Source organism: Pontibacter sp. H249, assembly GCF_037892465.1.
Lineage (GTDB): Bacteria > Bacteroidota > Bacteroidia > Cytophagales > Hymenobacteraceae > Pontibacter.
In genome coordinates this window covers 1-20,931 of record NZ_JBBKTR010000017.1, presented here as the reverse complement: position 1 = coordinate 20,931, position 20,931 = coordinate 1, and the positions used below count along the sequence as shown (strand labels likewise).

Sequence of the window (20,931 nt, the reverse complement as noted above, 5' to 3'; positions counted from 1 at the left end):
CTTAGCTTGCCCGCTGCTTCATAATTTTATTCCCGATACCGCAATGCATGCAATTTACCGGCTCGCAGTAAAACCGGAACAAGCCCAATGCTGCCTGATTATCTGCCGCAGACTTTGCCTGCCAACCCAGTTCTTCATACAGGCGCGTGTACTTGTTGCTTGCCTCTCTAACCTGCTCCAGTAAGGCAATAGCTTTTTCCTGGAATTGGCGGTTTCCAGTATGAGTAGCATAAGCTGTCAGCAGCGGTACTACCACATTTATTACCAGATTATGCGCGCTGCTTTTACCCATACTTTGCTGCTTGCCTTTGGCTTTTCTGCCGAGCATGTAATGCTGCTGCCAGTACTCCGATACCTGTGCCCTGAAAAGTGCTTCGTAGGCTTTTATAGTATCCAGTTCCAGTAACGTGGCAAACAGGGAAGTTCTTTTATGCAACACAGCCGCTAGCTGGGCAAGCCGCACCGTCGGGAAATTGCCAGGGCGCATGCGCAGGAAATTCCATTGGTGTGGCTGCAGGGGTTGCAGTTTATACTTGTGGGCTAGAAAAGTATACTCCTTTGCCAGCTGTACCGCATACTCATCAACAGGCTCAGCTAAAAAACCAGCCTGCCCGAACAGCAGCGCCTCTAATTGAAATTGTGATGCCACATGTTGCCGCACCACTTTAAAGGGTAAAGCCTTGGCCAATAACTCAAAAGCTAGTTGGTTTGTTTTAAAGCCGAAGCCACGAAGCAAAGTATAAAAAACCGTTTGTTCCCAGTCGTTGCCGGTACTTTGGTAGGTTTGCAGCACCTCCTCCCCTTTCAGCTCCAGCCGCTCAATAAGGGCACGCTCCATCATGGCTAATTTGGTAACCTCAGGTACCGATGGCCAGAAAGCCGCACATGGTATGGCATGATGCGCTTGTTGCAGTTGCTGGTAAGTATGGAGCATCTGAAGTTTCACCCGCCCTTTTAGCTCTAGCACTGGTATCAGGCTACCATCTATTCTGTAAACCGGTTTATCGGCCTCCCATACTACATGCAGTACAACCTGGTCGTACTTGCCATCAATGTGGTGCTGGTGCCGCTGCCAGTCCGATGCTTTCAGGTGTACCTCTACGCTGCCCGACCACTCTACTTCGCCTATTTTTATTATGGCTTCCTTAAAGTCGGGTCCGGCTTCGGTGTTGTAAAAACCAGTTTTGATTACCTGCACAGGTTCCCCATCGGCTGTGGCTACCTCCGATTTATCGAAATACTGATGCCGCCAGATGTAGTGCAGGAAATCTTCTTTCACGATGGGGAATGGGTTGGTGAAATATGATTAGCTTTCCTGGTCGTGGTACTTCAGCTGCATGCCGTGCAGGAAGTTGCGCAGTATTTGGTCTTTTAGCGGGCGGTACTGGCTCTGGCTCGGGTTACGGAAAAAGGCGCTTAGTTCCGCTTTGCCTAGCCTGAATCTTACCAGCTCAAGTATACTTATAATGTCCTCGTCCTTCAGGTTAAGGGCAATTTTAAGCTTACGAAGTATAATGTTGTTGTTCAACTTCTTTTCCGGTGCAGGCTGCTCTCCTTCTTTTTTGCCACGCTTATCATTTATAAAGCCGTTCAGGAAAGCCGCCAGTTGCTCATCACCTATTTCTTTAGCTTCCGGGTCATCTTCTTTCTTCAGCCAGTCGCTTACATCGGCGCGTGTTACCTGCATGCCCCCAGAGGCAAACAGCTCAATCATTTGCGCGTCGTTGTAGTCGAAAGTATAGCGGATGCGGCGAAGTACGTCGTTGTTGGTCATGGTATTGGTTTCTATTTTGTTGAGAAGCTATAATTGTTGATCTTATAGCTCTTTTTCGAAGCAAAGGCTGTTTTCAACTCCGGCATACTGCCCATAGTTCGGTATTTGCCTATAACCGCTGTTCCTATATAATGCTATTGCCTCAGGTTGCTTTGTACCGGTTTCTAAGATAGTTGTTTTATACTTTAGTTCTTTTGCCCACGCCTCTAAAGCAGCCAGTATACTTTTGGCAATCCCCTGCCCTCTGAAATCCGGGCGCACGAACATACGTTTAACCTCAGCCACACCATTAGCATATTGTTTTATTGCTCCACAGCCAGCTGGTTTACCCTCTGCGTATGCCAAAATTACATGGTTTATACTATCAATCTTGTTATACTGCGCATAAAATGCATGCTCTTCTCCGTCTCTGATCGCCAAATCCTGGTCCAATAGCTGTACTAAGGAGATGAAGTCAGGGTTTGCAGAGTCTGTTTTGATTAGGGTGAGCATTTTGATGGCTTACTCGTTGTTGTAACGGAATAGGCTAATTGCTGGGGCAGACTTAAAAGTAATATTCTACCGATTAGTTTTAAGCTTAAATAGATCACCTTTTCTGAATTACAGCCTTAGCAATTAGCAGTTTTGTTAGCTGACGTTTATAACTAAATTAGTTCAGACTCTAAAGCAGTCTCTACCACTTTACCTTTACTTAAAGTTACTTTGTAAGCTTTGTCGGCTTTATTTTGAGTAATAACTCTTCTCAATTGAGTGCCTTCAAAGTAAAGACCGGCTGTTTCATCACAGGCATAACCTGGAAGTAATCTGCCTTCTTCAATCATTTTTAAGTATAAAGGACGCCTATCTGCTTCAGTATGGTAGTGAGGGCAGTTACTTCCTTTCAAGAACCCTAAACCTTTCACAGAAGTATATTGCTCCGGCCTGGAATCAGAAAGTCCCTCTTCAAACCAACAAATTGCGCCTGCACTAGGTCCTGATAAGACTACTCCTTTCTCCCAGGCCTTTTTCAAAACTATGTCAATGCCATGAGCTTTCCATAATGCTAAAGCATTCAGTGTATTGCCCCCTGTAACCAGAATAGCATCCATTTGTAATAATGTTTCTTCGAAAGGTGTTTTTTGTTCTGAACTTGAAATAAATACTTTCTGTACAAAGGGTTGAATCGGCAGTTCTTTCGCTATTTCAAACCATTTGTTGATGTAAGCTTCACTGTCTCCCATTGGAGTAGGCAAGAAACATATTTTAGGATTTTCTTTTCCTGTAAGGGAAATAAGATGTTTGATAGTTTTAAGATCATATCCTCCACCAGTTAGAAAAATCTTCTTTATTTTCTGTTCTTGTGCGAACAACTCCATACTTCCGGCAATGGAAACCCCAACGGTCGCAACTGTTGTATTTCTTAAAAAATCTCTTCTTCTCATGAATTATAGCTTTCAGTTAACTATTGGATAAGCTAAAACATACGCTTAACAGCACTATATCTAAGGCTAAATACCTACATATGCTGCACATACTGCTCCAGGTACTGCTCCATCTCCTTCTGAATCTCCAAGGCTGCCTCTCTTGCTTTTTCGGCAAAGTCGCGGCCAGAGGAGGCATAGATAATGCCACGTGAAGAGTTTACCAATAGGCCGCAACGCTGGTTCATGCCTAGTCTGGATATTTCTTCCAGGCTACCGCCCTGCGCTCCCACGCCTGGCACCAGCAGGAAATGCTCCGGCACGATCTGCCTTACACGCTGTATATACTCGCCCTGCGTAGCGCCTACTACAAACATCAGTTGGCCCGGCGTACCCCACTCTGAGCTTTCGCGCAACACCTGCTCAAACAGGTATTCTTCGCTGCCATCTGAAAGGCGCAGCATCTGGAAATCTTTGCTACCCGGGTTAGAAGTTAGTGCCAGAAGTATAACCCACTTGCCTCCTTGCATCAAAAATGGCTTCACAGAATCAGAACCCATGTATGGCGCTACTGTTACCGAGTCAAAATTCATGGTCTCAAAGAAAGCACGGGCATAAAGCTCAGAAGTGTTTCCAATATCGCCGCGCTTGGCATCGGCAATGGTAAAGATCTCCTTCGGGATGTATTGCAGTGTTTTCTCCAGGCTTACCCACCCCTTTGGCCCTTGTGCCTCATAAAATGCAATATTTGGTTTGTAAGCCACACACAAGTCGGCAGTAGCCTCTATAATTTGGCGGTTAAACTCCAGCACAGGATCTTCTGTGTCTAAAAGGTGCTGCGGCAGTTTTTTAGGGTCGGTGTCGAGGCCAACGCACAAGTATGATTTCTTTAGCAGTATCTGCTCAAAAAGATGTTCTCTGGTCATGGGGCAGTTGGGAAAGGTTTATACAAAAGTAAAAGAATAAGCCGTGGTGCAAAAACTGATTTTGGGGTGAGGGTGGTTAAGGCTATACTTTGTTTACAGCGGGAGTGTATCCAACCACCCCTAGCCCCTCCTTATCGAAGGCGGGGAATTTTTACTTACTGCATTTCACGCCATCAAAATAGTAGCTGTAATATAACCTCCTGTAGGGACAGGTCGCGACCTGTCCGTGAAATGGCCGCATCAATGGAACCTAAACTTTAACTAAAGTAATAGCAGGCTCCCCGCCTTGGATAAGGAGGGGCTAGGGGTGGTTGGACCCGGTACTGCAGAAAAGCGCCCTCTCCTATTTTGGGCGTAGGGGCCATCTGTAAAAGGATAAGGCCGGGGAGAGGTAAAACAAAAAAGGCTGCTCCCACACCGGAAACAGCCTTTCTAAATCATAAAAGGTTGGTATTTTTATCTTAGGTCTACCACACTCACGCCTTTATACTTTGCCTTGTTAAAGGTAAAGGCATCAGAAGCAAGTGTTGGGTTTGCCTGGAAGTTCTTGATTGTATAAGTATAGCGGTTGCCGTTGTTACGGAACATCTGCCAGCTCTTCAGGGTATTATCTTTTTGATTGATGAACAGACGTACTTTAAAGATCGGGTTGCTACGGTCTTCCGGAGCCATCTCTATTACATCATACTTTACACCATCCATTGTCTCGGTACCAGCGTGAGCATACTTGTAGCCTTTTTTATACATCTCGAAGATCTTGCTTGGCGACATAGCCTCTGCCTCTGCGTCAGTCTCTGTGATCGTTACTTCGTTGGCATCCTTCAAGTAAGTATACATCAGTTTACCATCGTTCAGGATTTCCTGGCCACTAACGCCTAAACGGTATTTGTTGCCACTTACCAGAATATCGCCGTTCATGGTTTCTTTCACCTTAGCAGAAGGATTCTCCAGCGTCTGGCTGAAATTTGCCTTAAAGGCCTTCATAGTCTTATACTTCTGGCTCATGGCATTTAAAATTTTGCCTGCCTTAGGGTCTTGCTGCGCATTGGCCAGGTTAACGAAAAGCATCAACGCCAGCAGTAGAGAGAATAATCGTTTCATGTTCAAATTTTACTTGTTAGGTATATCTACCCCATTGTATTCAATAACTGTTCCAAACTGTATTCGTCCGGAATTAAAACTTCGCGCGCTTTGCTTCCTTCAAACGGGCCTACGATACCTGCCGACTCTAATTGGTCAATTAAACGGCCTGCACGGTTATAACCCAGTTTCAGGCGGCGCTGCAACAGCGAGGTACTGCCCTGCTGGTGCTGCACAATAATTCTGGCTGCTTCCTCAAACAAGGGGTCTTTAGAGCTCGGGTCGAAGTCAGCTTTCTCGTTACCTCCTTCATCACCTACAAATTCTGGCAACAGGTAAGCATCGCTGTAACCTTGCTGCTCGCCAATAAAGTCACAGATCCTGTCTACTTCAGGCGTATCCACGAAAGCACATTGAATACGCACCATGTCCGAACCAATCGAGAAAAGCATGTCACCCTGACCTATCAACTGATCGGCGCCACCAGCATCCAGAATAGTTCTGGAGTCAATTTTAGAAGTTACTTTAAAGGAGATACGTGCCGGGAAGTTGGCCTTAATTATACCCGTAATCACGTTTACCGACGGACGCTGCGTGGCCACTACCAAGTGTATACCAATGGCTCGGGCCAGCTGTGCCAAACGCGCAATCGGGGTTTCTACCTCTTTACCGGCAGTCATCATCAAGTCGGCTAACTCGTCTATCACCAACACGATGAACGGCATAAACTTGTGCCCTTTTTTCGGGTTCAGCTTTCGCTCCACAAACTTGCGGTTATACTCTTTCAGGTTACGGCAGCCGGCGTCTTTCAGCAGGTCGTAGCGCATATCCATCTCCATACACAGCGAGTTTAGCGTGTTCACTACCTTTTTAGTGTCGGTAATAATGGCTTCATCTGTATCCGGTAGTTTAGCCAGGAAATGTCGCTCAATTTTATTGAACAGCGATAATTCCACCTTCTTCGGATCGACCAATACAAACTTGAGCTGAGAAGGATGGCGCTTGTACAGCAACGATGTAAGTATAGCGTTAAGTCCAACTGATTTACCCTGACCTGTAGCACCCGCCATTAGCAAGTGCGGCATTTTGGCAAGGTCGGTGATGAACACTTCGTTGGTGATGGTTTTACCGAAGGCGATGGGCAGGTCCATGTCGCTCTTCATGAACTTCTCCGTAGAAAGTATGGATTTAATAGAAACCATCTCTTTCTTCGTGTTTGGCACTTCAATACCAATCGTTCCTTTACCCGGAATCGGTGCAATGATACGGATACCCAGGGCGGCTAAGCTAAGGGCAATGTCATCTTCCAGGTTTTTGATCTTGGAGATACGCACACCGGCATCCGGCACGATCTCGTAAAGTGTTACTGTTGGTCCGATAGTAGCTTTAATGCTGGCGATGCCAATGTTGTAATGGCCCAGTGTGGCTACAATCTTATCTTTATTCTCCTCTAGCTCCTCTTTCGTTACCTGTATCTTGTTTGTGCCGTAATCGTTCAGCAGGTCGATGTGCGGGTACTGGTAACGGGCAAGATCAAGGGTTGGGTCGTAGTTTTCACCTGAGATTACGTCAGCCTCGGCTTCTTCTGGCACCTGCTTGATCTCCAGTTCCATCTCTGCCTCAAATTCAGGTTCTTCAGTATTATCAAACCCATCATCTTCGAGTAAAGCCTCGTCGATATCCAGTTCCAGCGTTGGGCCAGCCGGTTTGACAGGTGCTTCATTGATAGTTGTTAAAGAACTTAGCTCCATTTCCAGGGCACGGTTTATCTCCTCGTCGTCCTCTTCATAAAGCTCCTCTTCTTCCTCATCCTGCTCCAGCGAAGCCGTCGGGTCTGCATTGTGGTTTATACTGCGGCCGCCATTGCCTAACACATCGCCAAGCGACTGTGCAGCAGCGTAATTGCCAAGAGGTTTGTCTTCCTCATCTTCAACTTCTTTAACCTTCGAACCCCAGTTTATACTTGTGATATTAAAGAATCCAACTATAAACACCAGCAGCAAGAAGCCCAGCACCAGCCAAGAGCCCCAACCTATCAGGCTGTTCATCCAAATAGCCGATTCAATGCCGATTCCGCCACCCAGAAAGCCCAGAGGGCCGATCGCATCCAAGGTAAACACTACATAACCAAGCATCAGGCAAAGCCATAGCGTGCTAAAGCTGCACAAGCCAAGGATGTATGACATGGAGATGTTAACGCGCTTGAAAACGATGCGCAACCCTGCAAAAAAGAAAACAGGTATGATAAAAAAGGCGCCAAGGCCTACCAGTTTATAGATAAAGATATTCGACAGCCAGGCTCCAAATAAGCCTAACCAGTTCTCAGCCTCTCTGCCCGACTCTTTTAAACCAGTACCGCTTACATAATCTACCACACTTTGGTCGGCTTTGCCTGTAAACAGGTACGACACGAAAGCAATGGTCATGCAGAAGGAAATAAGCAAAAACGTAAAGCCTACCGAAAGTTTAAAACGGCGGTCTTGTAAAAAAGCTATGTTAACAGTTGGCAGCGATGGCAGCGAAAAAGATGGCATTTTTAAAGACCATTTCTTCTTATCCTTCTTGCCCATCTCGCTTTTAGGTACATTTGCCCTGCGTGGCTCGTTCTTACCCCGCACCTCATTCTGCCGCCCAACATTAAGCGTATCGTTTCTGTAAGTGTTCTTGGCCATACCCTCTGACTAATTAAGATTTCAAATTTACATTTTTTTGGATAGATGCACCCAGCAAAAGGGAAGGCTTTTACTCAAATTTGTAAAATAATTTGATTGTTGATTGCTGATGGTTGAATGGCTAAATTGTTTAATTGTTGATTGGTAACTGATACAGAACGTAGAGACTTAATATCGTTATTGGTTATTGGTAGATGTAGAGACGCAATATTTTGCGTCTTGCCTGCTACAGGGCTTTAGGTTTCCTTATTCGTTGTTGGTTATTAGTAGATTTACTTTGGCAAAGTATAAAGTATGGCTAATGGAAGCCTGTATTCCAATCATTTTTTCTTGTATACCAGATAAGTCATCGCGCGGACAGGTCGCGACCTGTCCCTACAAGATGTGGCCTTGACTAGCGCTTAAGACCTGTGCCAGATAAACGACCTCACAGCGTCTTACAGACCTGTGAGCGTCTTATCAGCTACAAACAATCAGCAATCAACAATTAAACAAGCAGCCTCTTATTAATCCGGGTAACCAACGACGGCCCTTCGTAGATAAAGCCGGTGTATAGCTGCACCAGGTCTGATCCCGCCTGCAATTTATCAACCGCATCGTCGGCAGTCATGATACCGCCTACACCGATTAGCTTGATTTCTTTTGGCAGGTAGGTGCGCAGGTGCTGTATGATCTGGGTAGCGTGCTGTGTAAGTGGCTTTCCGCTAAGGCCTCCCATGCCGATCTTCTCAATTTCTGCTGCAGAAGTATGCAATCCGGCTCTGCTCACAGTAGTATTGGTAGCAATAATACCGCTTAGTTTTGCCTCTGTGGCTATCTCGATGATATCGTTTAGCTGATCCATGTTAAGATCAGGAGCAATTTTAAGTAGCAGCGGCTTTGGTTTGGCGTGTTTGTTATTTTCTTCTTGTAGCGTCAGCAGAAGCTTTTTTAGTGGTTCTTTGTCCTGCAGGGCGCGCAGGTCCGGGGTGTTGGGTGAGCTTACGTTTACTACAAAGTAATCCACCACATCAAACAAAGCTTTAAAGCTATACAGGTAATCGCTGGTGGCCTCTTCGTTAGGCGTTACTTTGTTTTTCCCGATGTTGCCGCCTACAATAATGTTGCTTTTGCGTTTTTCCAACCTTCTGACTGCTGCATCTACGCCCTCATTGTTAAAGCCCATACGGTTTATAATGGCCTTGTCTTCTGGCAAGCGGAACAGGCGTGGCTTTTCGTTACCGGTCTGTGGTTTTGGTGTGAGGGTACCGATCTCAATAAACCCAAAGCCGAAATTGGCAAACTCGTCTATCAGTTTAGCATCTTTATCGAAGCCTGCTGCCAGACCAACCGGGTTTGGAAACTTTAAGCCGAACAGCTCACGCTCCAGGCGTTGGTCCTGTACCTGAAACATACTTTTGGTTATACCTTCTACCAGGGGCAGCTTGTAACCAAATTTAACGGCATCAGCGGTAATATAATGTACTTTTTCGGGGTCTAGCTGAAACAGCAGCGGGCGGATGAGGCTTTTATACACGGCAGCAGGGTTTGGGTTTGTTTGCTGCTTACAAATATAAGGTCATAATTTTAGGAAAGCAGAATTAGAGCGAATTTTGAGAAGTATGATGGTTCGATAAGTAAAAAGTATGTTAAACTTTTATTACAAAACTCTCATGTCGATCAGAGCGAGAAATCTCTACAAAATTCCAGATAGATCTCTCCTTCTGTCGAGATGACAAAATTAACTTGATCTGTTTCACCTGAACAAACCCTCCAATACAGCGCCAGCATAATAAGCCAGTATAGCGGCGATACCGCCCAAAAATAACGTTTCGGCAATACCTCTAACAATCTTTTTCTGGGTAACTATACTTTTAAGTATTCCAATTATTACCATTGCCAAACCTGTAAGTAGGCAGGCATAGATAAACAGGTTCGCTTTACTCGTATCAAAAACCAAAGCATATACATAAGCCGCTAAGGGTATAAACCCGATCAGCAGGAAAGAGAAAAAAGTCATGCCGGCGGTTTGATAGGGCGATTTATCATCCTTTGTCATGTTCAGTTCTTCTTTCATCATGGTCTCTACCCACACCTCCTTATCAGAGGTGATCACGGCCACCACCTGCTCCAGCAAATCGCCATCAAAACCTTTTTTCCGGTAAATATCCCGGATCTCTTCTACCTCGGTGTCGTGCTTGTTTTCTACTTCCCAGTATTCTGTGGCTTTGTGTTTCTCATAGTTATCCAGGCTGGCCTTGGTAGAGAAAAAATTACCCACCGACATCGAAAAGCCATCAGCGATCAGGTTGGCAAACCCAAGTATGATCACCACGGGTATATCCAGGTTGGCGCCTGTAGCTCCGGCCACGACTGCAAATGTGGTGATGGCGCCATCTATGCCTCCATAAACAAACTCAGGCAAAAAGTCTTTGTTGATACCCAGCAGTTTACCTGTATCGTGTGCTTCTGCCATAGTTAAACGGGTAGGTTATTTATCATACTAAACTTAAGTAAAGATTTACAGAATAGCTACACAGCATATGCCCATACTTTGCAGCCTGAGCATTACATCTATAAAAGCTATACCTTTGCAGCAAACAGGAAGTAGAAACGTACTTTCTTATACTTAATCTATACTTTATGTCCTTTGCCAAACTTGGTTTATCTGCACCGCTTGTTAAAAGTATAGCTGCCCAGCAGTACGAAAAACCTTATCCTGTTCAGCAGCAGGCCATACCCGCCATACTTAAGGGGAAGGATGTATTGGGCATTGCTCAGACAGGCTCAGGTAAAACAGCGGGTTTTGCATTGCCGATACTGGAGATGTACCAGAAAACCGAGCCATCGCGCAACAGGTTTGTAAAAGCACTTATACTTGTTCCTACCCGTGAACTGGCTATGCAGGTAAAGGATGTGGTTCATACTTTTGGCGCAAGCCTGCCCCGGAAAGTAAAAACGCTGGCCGTGTATGGAGGTGTAAGTATAAACCCGCAGATGAAGCAGTTGCAGGGCACCGATATACTGGTAGCCACCCCAGGCCGTTTGCTTGATCTTATAGAATCTAAAGCGGTGCATTTGTCGCAGGTAGAGGTGCTGGTGTTGGACGAAGCCGACAAAATGCTGAACCTGGGCTTTAAAGAGGAGATGGACAAGATATTTGCCTTATTGCCAGCCAAACGCCAAAGTATACTTTTCTCAGCTACCCTCAGCACCGATGTGCAAAGTATAAACGAAAAGCTGCTGCACAACCCTGTTACCGTACAAATAGAGGCCGAAAGTATAAGTCCGGAGCAAATAAACCAGGTTGCTTACAACATCACTCCCGAAAAGAAAGGACCTTTTTTAAGGTACCTGATAAAGCAGGGCGACTGGCAGCAGGTGCTTGTGTTTGTATCGTCTACGCGCACTGCTGATAACGTGGCAGATAAACTGAACAAAAACGGCATAGAGGCTGCAGCTATGCACAGCAAGAAAAGCCAGGGTGCCAGAACCGATGCTCTGCAAAAGTTTAAAGCTGGTAAATTGCGTGTATTGGTTGCAACTGACCTTGCCTCAAGAGGCATCGACATTGAAATGCTGCCCCACGTTGTAAACTACGACCTACCCCGCTCTCCCAAAGACTACATTCACCGTATTGGTCGTACAGGCCGAGCAGGCGCCACCGGCGAGGCTATTTCCCTTATCACTCCCGAAGACCAGCACCACTTTAAGATCATCCAGAAGAAAATGGGGAAACGGGTTGAGATGGTTGAATTGGAGGAAATTGATCTAAAGGGATATTAGCCTGGACCATGATTTACAGCTGGAGCGTTCTGGAAACGATTATCATCCCCCTGCCCCCTTCAAAGGGGGACATTCTGAATACTTAAATTTGTGAGAATAATACTTCCAGAAAAAGTCCCCCTTTGAAGGGGGCAGGGGGATGATTGCTCCTGCAGGAAAATATAACTTAACTTCTCGGATGATAATCCTTGATCACCTGCTTCAGGTAATCCCTGTCTAAATGCGTATAGATTTCGGTGGTGGTGATAGACTCATGGCCAAGCATTTCCTGTACGGCACGCAGGTCGGCGCCTCCCTCTATTAAATGCGTAGCAAAGGAGTGGCGGAAAGTATGAGGGCTAACTGTTTTCTGTATTCCGGCTTTGGCTGCCAGGTCTTTGATGATGGTAAACACCATAATGCGCGTGAGCTGGGCTCCGCGGCGGTTGAGAAAAATAATATCTTCGTGGCCTTTTTTGATGTTGAGGTGGCAACGCACACCTTCTTTGTAAAGCTTTATATGCTTTAAGGCATCGCGCCCGATCGGCACCAAGCGTTCCTTGTCTCCCTTACCGGCCACTTTCAAAAAGCCCATATCCTCGTACAGGTTGCTCAGCCGCAGGTCCAGCAGCTCGGATACACGCAGGCCGGAGCTATACAGCGTTTCCAACATGGCGCGGTTTCTTGCACCCTCCGGGGTAGACATATCTATAGCACCCAGCAGTTGCTCAATCTCATGGAAATTAAGCGTATCAGGCAATTTACGGCTTAGCTTCGGCGCCTCCACAGTATCGGTAGGGTCTGTCTGAAGCATATCCTCCATGATCATGAATTTGTAGAAAGCCCTGATGCCGGATAACGTGCGTGCCTGAGAGTGCGGCGTCATGCCCAGCTCTGCCACCCACTCTAGAAACTCACGTATCTGTGCCGGTGTAACCTGTTGGGGTGTTACCTTTAGTCCCTTTAAGTCCAGGAAGTCGGTTAGCTTGGAAACATCACGCAAATAAGCTTCTACGGAATGCTTTGAAAGCGACTTTTCCAGCTTAAGGTATTCGCCGAATTGCTTTGTTGTGATAGACCAGGACATTGTTGGGAGTTAGAAAGTTTAGGAGCTAGAAAGTTAGAGAGTTCGTTTATCAGCAAACAATTTAACCATCCAACAATTCAACAATTATTATGTAAAGCAAATATAGTTAATCCTTACCTTTGCTGTCTCGGAAATTTACCGTAAAATCAAATAGCCTCCTTCTATGAAAATACTCATCCTGAACGGCCCTAACCTAAACCTGTTGGGCGTGCGCGAAAAAGCTGTTTATGGCAGCCGCTCTTTCGAAGATTATTTTGATGAATTGAAAGAAGCGTTCCCGGCGCTGGAGCTTAGTTACTTTCAGTCTAACACAGAGGGTACTTTGATTGACAAACTGCACGAGGTTGGTTTTAGTTATAAAGGCATTGTTCTTAATGCCGGTGCCTATACCCATACTTCGGTTGCCCTGTCTGATGCCATAAAAGCCATTGATACGCCTGTAATAGAAGTACATATCTCTAATGTGTATAAGCGCGAAGCCTTCAGGCATAAAAGTATGCTGGCCCCTTATTGCGATGGCGTAATTGTAGGTTTTGGTTTAGAAAGCTATCGCCTGGCATTACAGTATTTTGAGCGTCTTAAGCCGAAACAAATCGGTTTTAACATGTAACAAAAGTATAAATTCCCGTTATCTACAAACTTAATTCTTAAACCTAAGTATAGTATAAGCGCTATATATTTACGATATTTCTCTATGCTTAACTTCTATCCAGGGCCCTCTAAAGTTTATACAGAAGTACGCACGTATTTACAGGATGCGTATGACGAAGATATCCTGAGCACTCCCCATAGAGGTGAGCAATTTGTACAACTGTCGCGGGCTGTGGTTGGCTCTATCAAGCGCAAGCTTAACATCCCCCAGGACTACTCAATCTTTTTCACCTCTTCGGCCACCGAGTGCTGGGAGATCCTGATTCAGAGCCTGACAAAACACAAAAGCTATCATATTTACAATGGCTCTTTCGGGGAGAAGTGGTGCCAGTATGCCAAAAGTCTGAGGCCAGCTTCGGACGGGCATAAGTTTGATGTGAACGAACCCATGCCGGTAGACCAGTTGGACATAAGCCCCGACACCGAACTTATCTGCTTTACCCAGAACGAGACATCAAACGGCACACAGGTAAACGCCACCACTATACTTAACCTGCACAACCGCTACCGCGATACTTTAATTGCTGTGGATGCCACCTCATCGATGGCGGGTCTAAACCTGAAGCTTATAAAGGCAGATATCTGGTATGCATCGGTGCAGAAATGTTTTGGCCTGCCGGCTGGCCTGGGCATTATGGCTTGTTCGCCAAGGGCAATTTTCAGGGCCAAGCAGATGAACGAGCGCGGGCATTACAACAGCCTGGTAAGTATGTACGAGAAAATGCTGAACTACCAGACCACCCACACGCCCAATGTGCTTAACATTTACTTGCTGAAGCGCATGCTCGAAGACCGTGAGTTTATCAAAACCATAGATCAGCAGCTTTCAGACCGTGCAGAGGACTTGTATACTTTCTTCAGCCAGTTTACCGATTTCAAACTGCTTGTAGAAAACGAGGAAGTACGCTCCAAAACAGTGATCGCCATTGAGGCCCCAGAGCGATTGGTAGACGATATAAAGAAACGCGCACTGCACCACAACATGCGCCTGGGCAATGGCTATGGACCCTGGGCTCGCAACACCTTCCGGATCGCCAACTTCCCGGCTATACTTGACGAGGAGTACGAAGAACTAAAGCGCTTTTTCCTGCACTATTATGCGTAATTACATGGCTAAATGGTTGATGGCTGCAAATGCGGTTTTTCTATACTTAGCTCAGTAGTTATCAGTGACAAACAATCCAACAATCAACAATTCAACAATTAAAACATGTTTAGCTTAAAAGAGATAGCTTCTGTTACGCTTACCCTTTTTGCCGTTATAGATATTTTAGGTTCCATCCCCATCATCATAAACCTGCGCAAGCGCGAGGGCAAAATAGAATCAGAGAAGGCCACCATCATCTCAGGCATTCTGATGATCGCTTTCCTTTTCCTTGGGCAATCTATACTTAAGCTGTTTGGTATCGATTTCCAGTCGTTTGCTATGGCAGGTGCCATCATTATTTTCCTGATCGGCCTGGAGATGATCTTGGGCAAAGACTTTTTTCACTCCGATCCCGAATCGAAAAGTGGCTCTATTGTACCGCTTGCCTTCCCGCTTATAGTTGGAGCCGGCACCATGACCACACTTCTGTCGTTACGTGCGGCTTACTCGCTGCCCAACGTGCTGGTTGGCATTGTTATTAACCTGGTGTTTGTGTACATCGTGCTCAAGGCATCTAGCTGGATAGAGCATAAACTGGGCAAAGACGGCGCCAACGTACTCCGGAAAGTATTCGGTATCATACTGCTGGCTATTGCCATTAAGCTCTTTAAGACTAATTTGTAATTTTGAATGAGCGAATGAGTGCATGAGTGAATTCGGTATTGTACATTCACTCATCCGCTCAGTCACTCATTCACTCATTTAGATACATGATAGAACTATTTACCGATGGTGCTTCACGTGGAAACCCGGGGCCGGGAGGCTACGGCACTATACTTCGCTGGAAGCAACACGAGAAAGAAATAAGCCAGGGCTTCAGGAAAACCACCAACAACCGCATGGAGTTGCTGGCTGTGATTGTGGGCCTGGAGGCTATTACCAAACCCGGCATACCCGTTACTGTTTACTCTGACTCGAAGTATGTGGTAGATGCCGTAGACAAGGGCTGGGTGTTTGGCTGGCAAAAGAAAGGCTTTAAAGGCAAAGCCAATGCCGACCTATGGACCAGATTTTTGCGTGTATATAAAAACCACAAGGTAAAATTCGTCTGGATTCGCGGCCACGCTGGCCACCCCGAAAACGAACGCTGCGACGAACTAGCCGTTGCCAGCGCCCTCTCCCCTAACCTGCTCATAGATGAAGGCTTTGAGTCGGGGATGTATAATTCTTTGTAATTATGACTGAATAATGATTAACTAGTCCACGGCGCCACCCTTTCTGTTCTTCATTATTCATTCGTTATCACCCAATCACTCATCTACTCATTCGCTCATTCATAATTATACTTTGGCTAACTCATACTTCCAGTTTAAGCAGTTCCGGGTAGAGCAGGACAAGTGCGCCATGAAAGTATGCACCGACTCGTGTTTGTTTGGAGCTGTAGTAGCTGTTGAGGGAGCAGAAAGTATACTTGATATTGGCGCAGGCACAGGTTTACTCTCTTTAATGGTAGCCCAGCGCAGCCAGGCAAGTATAGATGCCGTTGAGATAAATCCGGAAGCGCAGCAGCAGGCTAAGGAAAACTTTAACATCAGCCCATGGTCAGACAGGTTAACGCTACACGCTGAATCGCTGCAGGAATTTGCTGCACACAACCAGCAAACCTACGACGTTATACTTTCGAACCCGCCTTTCTTTGTTTCCTCACTTAAGTCTCCGGATGCCGCCATTAACGCAGCACGGCACGTAGAGCAGGTATTTTTTGAAGAGATACTGCACTTCACCCAAAAACACCTGACAAAAACCGGTAGGTTATACTTGCTGCTCCCTCCACCTGAGGCTACGCTTTTCCAGAAGCTGGCACTCAAGCATGGTTTATACTTAGCTCATACTCTGGAAGTTTATACTAAAGTTGATGGCAAGTGCATCCGCCATATCCAGACCTATACTTTTGAGGCTGCGCCTGCAATAGTGGAAAATATAGCAATTAGAGAAGCTGATGGTATAGCTTACAATCCTGGTTTTGTAACCCTGCTGAAGGAGTATTACCTGATTTTTTAACAATTCCCCCTGCCGCTAATCTCGCCGCAGCGGAACCTTATAATTAGCCAAAAATCACTTCATAGCTGGTGTATCGCGCGGACAGGTCGCGACCTGTCCCTACAAAAAACTCGCAAAGCTGATTCGGACATCCTTGTCCGAATTTTAGTCTGCTGCGGACTTCCTAGTCCGCACTTTACAGGAGTTCGGGGATTCGGAAATCCCCATCAGAAAGCTTCCGGACAGGGATGTCCGGAAGAGCATTTCCTTAAATTGACGCCTTTGGGTCACAACCTGTCCATACAAAAAGCTCCCGATTGAATTAGTAGCGATGCCGGAAAGTATACTTCTCTAACTCTCTAACTTTTTACTTTTCTACCTCTCTACCTTTAAAATCTCCTGCTCAACAAAATCAATCCCGTACTCTTTCAGTTCCTCCAGCACCGGCTCATACAGTTCAGGGTGGATAGGGATCACTACACCACGGTGCGAAACACGGTTCTGGAGCATAAGTTTGGCAAGTATACCAACTGGCAAGCCAACGGTTTTAGCCATCGCGGTTTGTATTTCGTCGTCGCCGAGGGCAACTAACGAAGATGTTATTTCGCGCTTTTCACCATCGAGTTCGTACTCGAACAAATGCTGCATCACGATCATGTCTTTATCGCCGGGGCTTAGGGTCCATTTATCTTTAAGTATCTTTTCGAGCACCTGTGCAGGTGTGGCGCCGGCCAGTTCTACAGGCGTGTCGTCGAACATGCCAAGCCACGCCAGTTTCTGCATTACCTCACCATCCGGGTCTATTCCTAAGTATAAACCCAGGCACTCTTCTATACTTTGGTCAACTGCAGCAGGCGGCAGAAATGCTTGCAGGTAGCTGCGGTTGGTCATGCCTTCAGAACTATCTAAGGTATAGCTATCGTCGGTGAGGCCGAGTTGCACGAATACGTTCCAGGCTTCGCAGTAACCAGGGCGGCGGAGGGTGCCGCGCAGCATCGTGGGTATATCAAGCAGGCCGTAGGGTTCGCGGTAACTCAGGGAGTCGCGGTTGGCATAGCCTTCAAAGTGGCCGTAGCCTTCTACATAAAACTCGTCTGTGCGCTTAAACAGCTGGTGATACGGGATATACTTGTAAGCCCCGTTCTTGATATACTTTGCTGTGCCCTGTCCTGCCAAAACTACATTACGGGGGTTCCAGGTAAACTTGTAGCGCCACGGATTGGTGTCAGATTCAGGTGCCACCAATCCGCCTGTAAACGATTTAAAAGATGTTAACTTACCTCCTTCGGCCTTAATGCGCCGAATAATCTGCATGGCCGACATATGGTCAATGCCCGGATCCAGGCCAGACTCCATCAGAATGGTCAGGTTTTTCTCTTGCGCCTCCTGGTGCAGTTCTAAAAATGCAGGTGTTACATAGCTGGCTGTGATGAGGTGTTTCTCCTGCATAAGGCACTCCCGTGCCACCTCAATGTGAAAAACAGCCGGCAACAGCGAAATAACCAGATCAACCTTGCCTACTTCTGCTGCTCTTTGCTCCTCGTCGTGCACATCAAACACTATGGCTTCGGCAAAAGTATAAGGCTCTAGCAGAGGGCGCAGGTGCGTTACCGATATGTCTCCGATCTTGATATGCCAGTTCTCTTTTTCAGCGTTGGTTAGCAGGTATGTAATCAGCGACGAGGCGGAGCGACCGGCCCCCAGCAGCAGAATTCTTTTCATAGTAGCGTATTTGATCTGCCTTAATTTAAACATTACCGCACGCAAGGCAAATCTTTAATATGGTTTTCTCAGAATATTACCTTAAATTTATAGCCCTTTTCTATTTTTTAGAACTATTCACGACGAAATGGCAAGTGAACTGCATATAAACATCAGCATCGACGTGCTGGAACCAACTGAACTAACCGATCAGGAACGTAAAGCAATGGAATTGGCCCAACAAGCCGCCAGCGACGCTTATGCTCCATACTCTAATTTTCTGGTAGGCGCTGCCCTGGTGCTGGAAGATGGCACCATGTTTAAAGGAAGCAACCAGGAAAACGCTGCATATCCATCTGGGTTATGTGCTGAACGTACCGCGCTGTTTGCCTTTAGCGCTCACCATCCGCACGAAAAAATAAAAATGCTGGCTGTTACGGCCCGCCGTCGCGACGATGCGGAGTTTCTGCCTGCCATGCCATGTGGTGCCTGCCGCCAGGTAATGGCAGAATACGAGTACAAACAAGGAGAATCTATACCGGTGCTGCTTCAGGGCCCAGAGGGAAATTTCTATCGTTTCCGCTCGGTAGCTGATCTGTTGCCCTTCCAGTTTAACAGGGAAAGCCTATAAAGTTCAGGAATTAGAGAAGTATAGCCTACATACTTTATGAACGAGCATAGCCTTATAGTACCACGCCGCGCACGCTACTATACTTTAGGAACACCCTCTGAGCAGGTGCAGGACCTTTGGATCGTGTGCCATGGCTATGGCCAGCTGGCTCGTTACTTCTTAAGGCATTTTGCAGTGCTGGACAATGGGAATACCCTCATAGTGGCTCCTGAGGCTTTGTCACGTTTTTACCTGGATGGTTTTTCCGGGCGTGTAGGCGCCACTTGGATGACCAAGGAAGATCGCTTTTCTGAGATAGAAGATCAAGCCTCTTACCTGAACCTGCTGCTACAGGAGCAGCTAATGCAGCTGCCCGAAAATGTGCGCGTAACAGTGCTGGGGTTCTCGCAGGGTGGCGCTACGGTTAGCCGCTGGCTTGCCACCGAAAGTATAAAAATACACCGGCTTATACTATGGGCCGCCTCCTTCCCCGAAGACATCGATTTTACCACAGGCAAAGCCGCCTTCACAAACCTGCCTGTAGCCATGGTTTATGGCACCCAAGACGAGTTTATCACTCCTGAAACTCTTGAACGCAAACAGCAATTAATGGCTCAGCTCGGCATTGTCCCGCGCGTTTATACTTTTGAAGGCGGCCATACTTTGCACCCTGAAACGCTTCAACTGGTGAATGAACAACTGTAAGTTTGCTTTTCTATATTGAGGGTGATATATTAAGTGATAAACTTGCCTATGTACGCCATATGTAGTGTAGATCATGGGAGTAGGTATTTCTGCTAGTGGGTAGTCATTCTTAATCTGAATTATGAATAGAAATGCATCGATAGCTATCACTTCTTTAAATGTCTTGATTAGTTTGGCATTTCTTGCTGCTTATTTAGTTGAGACATTTTGGTATGCAGGAACAATGTCTGCTTTGTGGGTTTGGGTTGGTTACCTATATATGTATTCTCTTGTTTTTTTTTGTTGCGCCGAGCCTGCTAGTATGGGCAATAATTTTGCTATTAAGAGTCAAGCATATAAAAGAGAATACTGTTTGGGCGTTTTCAGCTAAAATCTTTGGCTTTACCCTTATCTTTCATTTGATAATATTCTATTCGTTCAGAATACATTCGAACAAGGTAGAGTTAGCCTTTTCAAATTACTCAGAGTTTCCAGTTACAGAACTTGAAGTTGAAGCTAGGAATAATAAATCATTTAGTCTCTCTAAACTAGAACCTGGCATTAGAGAAACATTCCGATGCTACTGTGCCCGCATTGATTACCCTGACGATACAGGCATAAAGCTTAAATTCAAAATCAATGGAAAGAATATTGAAGGTTTTATTTCAGGCCGTTATTCACCAATTCATCATAAAGAAATAGAAATTAGGATACTCAATGACTCTTCTTTCTACCAAAGCTATGATTACAGTTCTGAAGACGAATGGAAAGACTTTAACAAGTATTCAGGTACTGTTAGAAAGTGGGAGGAAATCATATAAAAAAAATAAGACAATACACACCTAAACTTTAGCTGTGCCACCGAAAAGTCAACTCCGTTAGCACAAGCATTCAGCCTTACAGCAACTATTTGAAAGTAACCATGCCTACAAAAGAATACACCATCCGGAACGCTGAACCCTCTGATTTTGAAGCCATAGGCCAGCTAATGGTACAGGTTTATTCGCAGTTAAAAGGCTTTCCTAAACCGTCGGAGCAACCTGCTTATTATACCATACTTTCAAAAATCGGGGATTTTACCCATAAACCGGGAACAGAGCTGTTGGTGGCAGTAGCTGCAGATAATGAGGTAGTAGGCGGCGTAGTATACTTTAACGATATGCAATACTACGGTTCCGGAGGAACAGCCACACAGGAAAAAGATGCAGCTGGCTTCCGGTTACTAGCTGTTGTCCCTTCAGCCAGAGGCAAAGGTGTAGGCAAGATTTTAACGAACGAGTGTATCCGGAAAGCAAAAGAGAGTCAGCTGGCCCAGGTAATTATTCACAGCACAAAGGCCATGCAAACAGCCTGGAGCATGTACGAAAGTATGGGTTTTGTAAGATCAGAAGACCTGGACTTTATGCAGGGAGAGCTGCCTGTTTTCGGATTCAGGCTACTTTTAAAGCAGCAAGTATAAAAAGTATAACAGTAGG

Annotated in this window: 21 protein-coding genes; 10 read left to right on the top strand and 11 right to left on the bottom strand. The window is 45.9% G+C overall.

Features of this window, described 5'->3' with window-relative positions:
- Position 1: 1 nt before the first annotated feature.
- The 9 genes from WG943_RS17800 to WG943_RS17760 form a co-directional block, all read right to left on the bottom strand.
- The gene (locus tag WG943_RS17800; protein WP_340411067.1) at positions 2-1,279 is read right to left on the bottom strand and encodes a DUF2851 family protein; all 1,278 of its coding nucleotides are present in this window, start codon (positions 1,277-1,279) and stop codon (positions 2-4) included.
- Between the two features lie 27 nt (positions 1,280-1,306).
- Positions 1,307-1,774: a YehS family protein gene (locus tag WG943_RS17795; RefSeq protein ID WP_340411066.1), complete on the bottom strand. Its 468-nt coding sequence runs from the start codon at positions 1,772-1,774 to the stop codon at positions 1,307-1,309.
- Between the two features lie 42 nt (positions 1,775-1,816).
- Positions 1,817-2,266: a GNAT family N-acetyltransferase gene (locus WG943_RS17790; protein ID WP_340411064.1), complete on the bottom strand. Its 450-nt coding sequence runs from the start codon at positions 2,264-2,266 to the stop codon at positions 1,817-1,819.
- 152 nt (positions 2,267-2,418) lie between these two features.
- Entirely contained in the window at positions 2,419-3,195 is a 777-nt protein-coding gene (locus WG943_RS17785) for a Type 1 glutamine amidotransferase-like domain-containing protein (protein WP_340411062.1), read from the bottom strand.
- 74 nt (positions 3,196-3,269) lie between these two features.
- The gene (pyrF, locus tag WG943_RS17780) at positions 3,270-4,100 is read right to left on the bottom strand and encodes an orotidine-5'-phosphate decarboxylase (RefSeq protein WP_340411061.1); all 831 of its coding nucleotides are present in this window, start codon (positions 4,098-4,100) and stop codon (positions 3,270-3,272) included.
- A gap of 456 nt (positions 4,101-4,556) precedes the next feature.
- Positions 4,557-5,201 (bottom strand): LolA family protein, encoded by a 645-nt coding sequence (locus WG943_RS17775; RefSeq protein WP_340411060.1) that lies wholly within the window; start codon positions 5,199-5,201, stop codon positions 4,557-4,559.
- Positions 5,202-5,227: 26 nt separating this feature from the next.
- Positions 5,228-7,852, bottom strand: a complete 2,625-nt coding sequence (locus WG943_RS17770; RefSeq protein WP_340411058.1) for an FtsK/SpoIIIE family DNA translocase — start codon at positions 7,850-7,852, stop codon at positions 5,228-5,230.
- Positions 7,853-8,339: 487 nt separating this feature from the next.
- Entirely contained in the window at positions 8,340-9,368 is a 1,029-nt protein-coding gene (locus WG943_RS17765) for a quinone-dependent dihydroorotate dehydrogenase (protein WP_340411056.1), read from the bottom strand.
- Positions 9,369-9,587: 219 nt separating this feature from the next.
- On the bottom strand, positions 9,588-10,307 hold the full coding sequence (locus tag WG943_RS17760; protein WP_340411055.1) for a VIT1/CCC1 transporter family protein: 720 nt from the start codon (positions 10,305-10,307) through the stop codon (positions 9,588-9,590).
- 167 nt (positions 10,308-10,474) lie between these two features.
- Here WG943_RS17760 and WG943_RS17755 point away from each other — a divergent pair, with 167 nt between their 5' ends.
- Positions 10,475-11,617, top strand: coding sequence for a DEAD/DEAH box helicase (locus WG943_RS17755; protein ID WP_340411054.1), 1,143 nt, complete (start codon positions 10,475-10,477; stop codon positions 11,615-11,617).
- 166 nt (positions 11,618-11,783) lie between these two features.
- Here the strand turns inward: WG943_RS17755 and xerD are convergent, their stop codons facing one another.
- Complete coding sequence (xerD, locus tag WG943_RS17750) at positions 11,784-12,683, bottom strand: site-specific tyrosine recombinase XerD (RefSeq protein ID WP_340411053.1); 900 nt, start codon at positions 12,681-12,683, stop codon at positions 11,784-11,786.
- 163 nt (positions 12,684-12,846) lie between these two features.
- Here xerD and aroQ point away from each other — a divergent pair, with 163 nt between their 5' ends.
- From aroQ to WG943_RS17725, 5 genes are all read left to right on the top strand, one after another.
- Positions 12,847-13,293 (top strand): type II 3-dehydroquinate dehydratase, encoded by a 447-nt coding sequence (aroQ, locus tag WG943_RS17745; RefSeq protein ID WP_340411051.1) that lies wholly within the window; start codon positions 12,847-12,849, stop codon positions 13,291-13,293.
- An 84-nt stretch (positions 13,294-13,377) separates the two neighbouring features.
- Positions 13,378-14,439 carry an aminotransferase class V-fold PLP-dependent enzyme gene (locus WG943_RS17740; RefSeq protein WP_340411050.1) on the top strand — a complete coding sequence of 354 codons (1,062 nt, stop codon included), beginning with the start codon at positions 13,378-13,380 and terminating at the stop codon, positions 14,437-14,439.
- A gap of 105 nt (positions 14,440-14,544) precedes the next feature.
- A complete protein-coding gene (locus tag WG943_RS17735) occupies positions 14,545-15,105 on the top strand; it encodes a MarC family protein (RefSeq protein ID WP_340411049.1) in 561 nt (186 codons plus the stop codon).
- Between the two features lie 86 nt (positions 15,106-15,191).
- The gene (gene rnhA / locus WG943_RS17730) at positions 15,192-15,656 is read left to right on the top strand and encodes a ribonuclease HI (protein WP_340411047.1); all 465 of its coding nucleotides are present in this window, start codon (positions 15,192-15,194) and stop codon (positions 15,654-15,656) included.
- 112 nt (positions 15,657-15,768) lie between these two features.
- Complete coding sequence (locus WG943_RS17725; protein WP_340411046.1) at positions 15,769-16,482, top strand: tRNA1(Val) (adenine(37)-N6)-methyltransferase; 714 nt, start codon at positions 15,769-15,771, stop codon at positions 16,480-16,482.
- Between the two features lie 354 nt (positions 16,483-16,836).
- On the opposite strand, the gene WG943_RS17720 is transcribed toward WG943_RS17725, so the two are convergent.
- The gene (locus tag WG943_RS17720) at positions 16,837-18,183 is read right to left on the bottom strand and encodes a saccharopine dehydrogenase family protein (RefSeq protein WP_340411044.1); all 1,347 of its coding nucleotides are present in this window, start codon (positions 18,181-18,183) and stop codon (positions 16,837-16,839) included.
- 127 nt (positions 18,184-18,310) lie between these two features.
- Between WG943_RS17720 and cdd the strand changes: the two genes are divergently transcribed.
- From cdd to WG943_RS17700, 4 genes are all read left to right on the top strand, one after another.
- Positions 18,311-18,793 carry a cytidine deaminase gene (gene cdd, locus WG943_RS17715; protein WP_340411042.1) on the top strand — a complete coding sequence of 161 codons (483 nt, stop codon included), beginning with the start codon at positions 18,311-18,313 and terminating at the stop codon, positions 18,791-18,793.
- A 36-nt stretch (positions 18,794-18,829) separates the two neighbouring features.
- Positions 18,830-19,477: an alpha/beta hydrolase gene (locus WG943_RS17710; protein ID WP_340411041.1), complete on the top strand. Its 648-nt coding sequence runs from the start codon at positions 18,830-18,832 to the stop codon at positions 19,475-19,477.
- 314 nt (positions 19,478-19,791) lie between these two features.
- Positions 19,792-20,277: a hypothetical protein gene (locus WG943_RS17705; RefSeq protein WP_340411039.1), complete on the top strand. Its 486-nt coding sequence runs from the start codon at positions 19,792-19,794 to the stop codon at positions 20,275-20,277.
- Between the two features lie 101 nt (positions 20,278-20,378).
- Positions 20,379-20,915 (top strand): GNAT family N-acetyltransferase, encoded by a 537-nt coding sequence (locus WG943_RS17700; protein WP_340411038.1) that lies wholly within the window; start codon positions 20,379-20,381, stop codon positions 20,913-20,915.
- The last annotated feature ends 16 nt before the right edge of the window (positions 20,916-20,931 follow it).

Coding starts and splice junctions, on each gene's coding strand:
- WG943_RS17795 (WP_340411066.1), bottom strand. CDS start 1,774: ATGACCAACAACGACGTACTTCGCCGCATCCGCTATACTTTCGACTAC.
- WG943_RS17790 (WP_340411064.1), bottom strand. CDS start 2,266: ATGCTCACCCTAATCAAAACAGACTCTGCAAACCCTGACTTCATCTCC.
- WG943_RS17785 (WP_340411062.1), bottom strand. CDS start 3,195: ATGAGAAGAAGAGATTTTTTAAGAAATACAACAGTTGCGACCGTTGGG.
- pyrF (WP_340411061.1), bottom strand. CDS start 4,100: ATGACCAGAGAACATCTTTTTGAGCAGATACTGCTAAAGAAATCATAC.
- WG943_RS17775 (WP_340411060.1), bottom strand. CDS start 5,201: ATGAAACGATTATTCTCTCTACTGCTGGCGTTGATGCTTTTCGTTAAC.
- WG943_RS17770 (WP_340411058.1), bottom strand. CDS start 7,852: ATGGCCAAGAACACTTACAGAAACGATACGCTTAATGTTGGGCGGCAG.
- WG943_RS17760 (WP_340411055.1), bottom strand. CDS start 10,307: ATGGCAGAAGCACACGATACAGGTAAACTGCTGGGTATCAACAAAGAC.
- WG943_RS17755 (WP_340411054.1), top strand. CDS start 10,475: ATGTCCTTTGCCAAACTTGGTTTATCTGCACCGCTTGTTAAAAGTATA.
- xerD (WP_340411053.1), bottom strand. CDS start 12,683: ATGTCCTGGTCTATCACAACAAAGCAATTCGGCGAATACCTTAAGCTG.
- aroQ (WP_340411051.1), top strand. CDS start 12,847: ATGAAAATACTCATCCTGAACGGCCCTAACCTAAACCTGTTGGGCGTG.
- WG943_RS17740 (WP_340411050.1), top strand. CDS start 13,378: ATGCTTAACTTCTATCCAGGGCCCTCTAAAGTTTATACAGAAGTACGC.
- WG943_RS17735 (WP_340411049.1), top strand. CDS start 14,545: ATGTTTAGCTTAAAAGAGATAGCTTCTGTTACGCTTACCCTTTTTGCC.
- rnhA (WP_340411047.1), top strand. CDS start 15,192: ATGATAGAACTATTTACCGATGGTGCTTCACGTGGAAACCCGGGGCCG.
- WG943_RS17720 (WP_340411044.1), bottom strand. CDS start 18,183: ATGAAAAGAATTCTGCTGCTGGGGGCCGGTCGCTCCGCCTCGTCGCTG.
- cdd (WP_340411042.1), top strand. CDS start 18,311: ATGGCAAGTGAACTGCATATAAACATCAGCATCGACGTGCTGGAACCA.
- WG943_RS17710 (WP_340411041.1), top strand. CDS start 18,830: ATGAACGAGCATAGCCTTATAGTACCACGCCGCGCACGCTACTATACT.
- WG943_RS17700 (WP_340411038.1), top strand. CDS start 20,379: ATGCCTACAAAAGAATACACCATCCGGAACGCTGAACCCTCTGATTTT.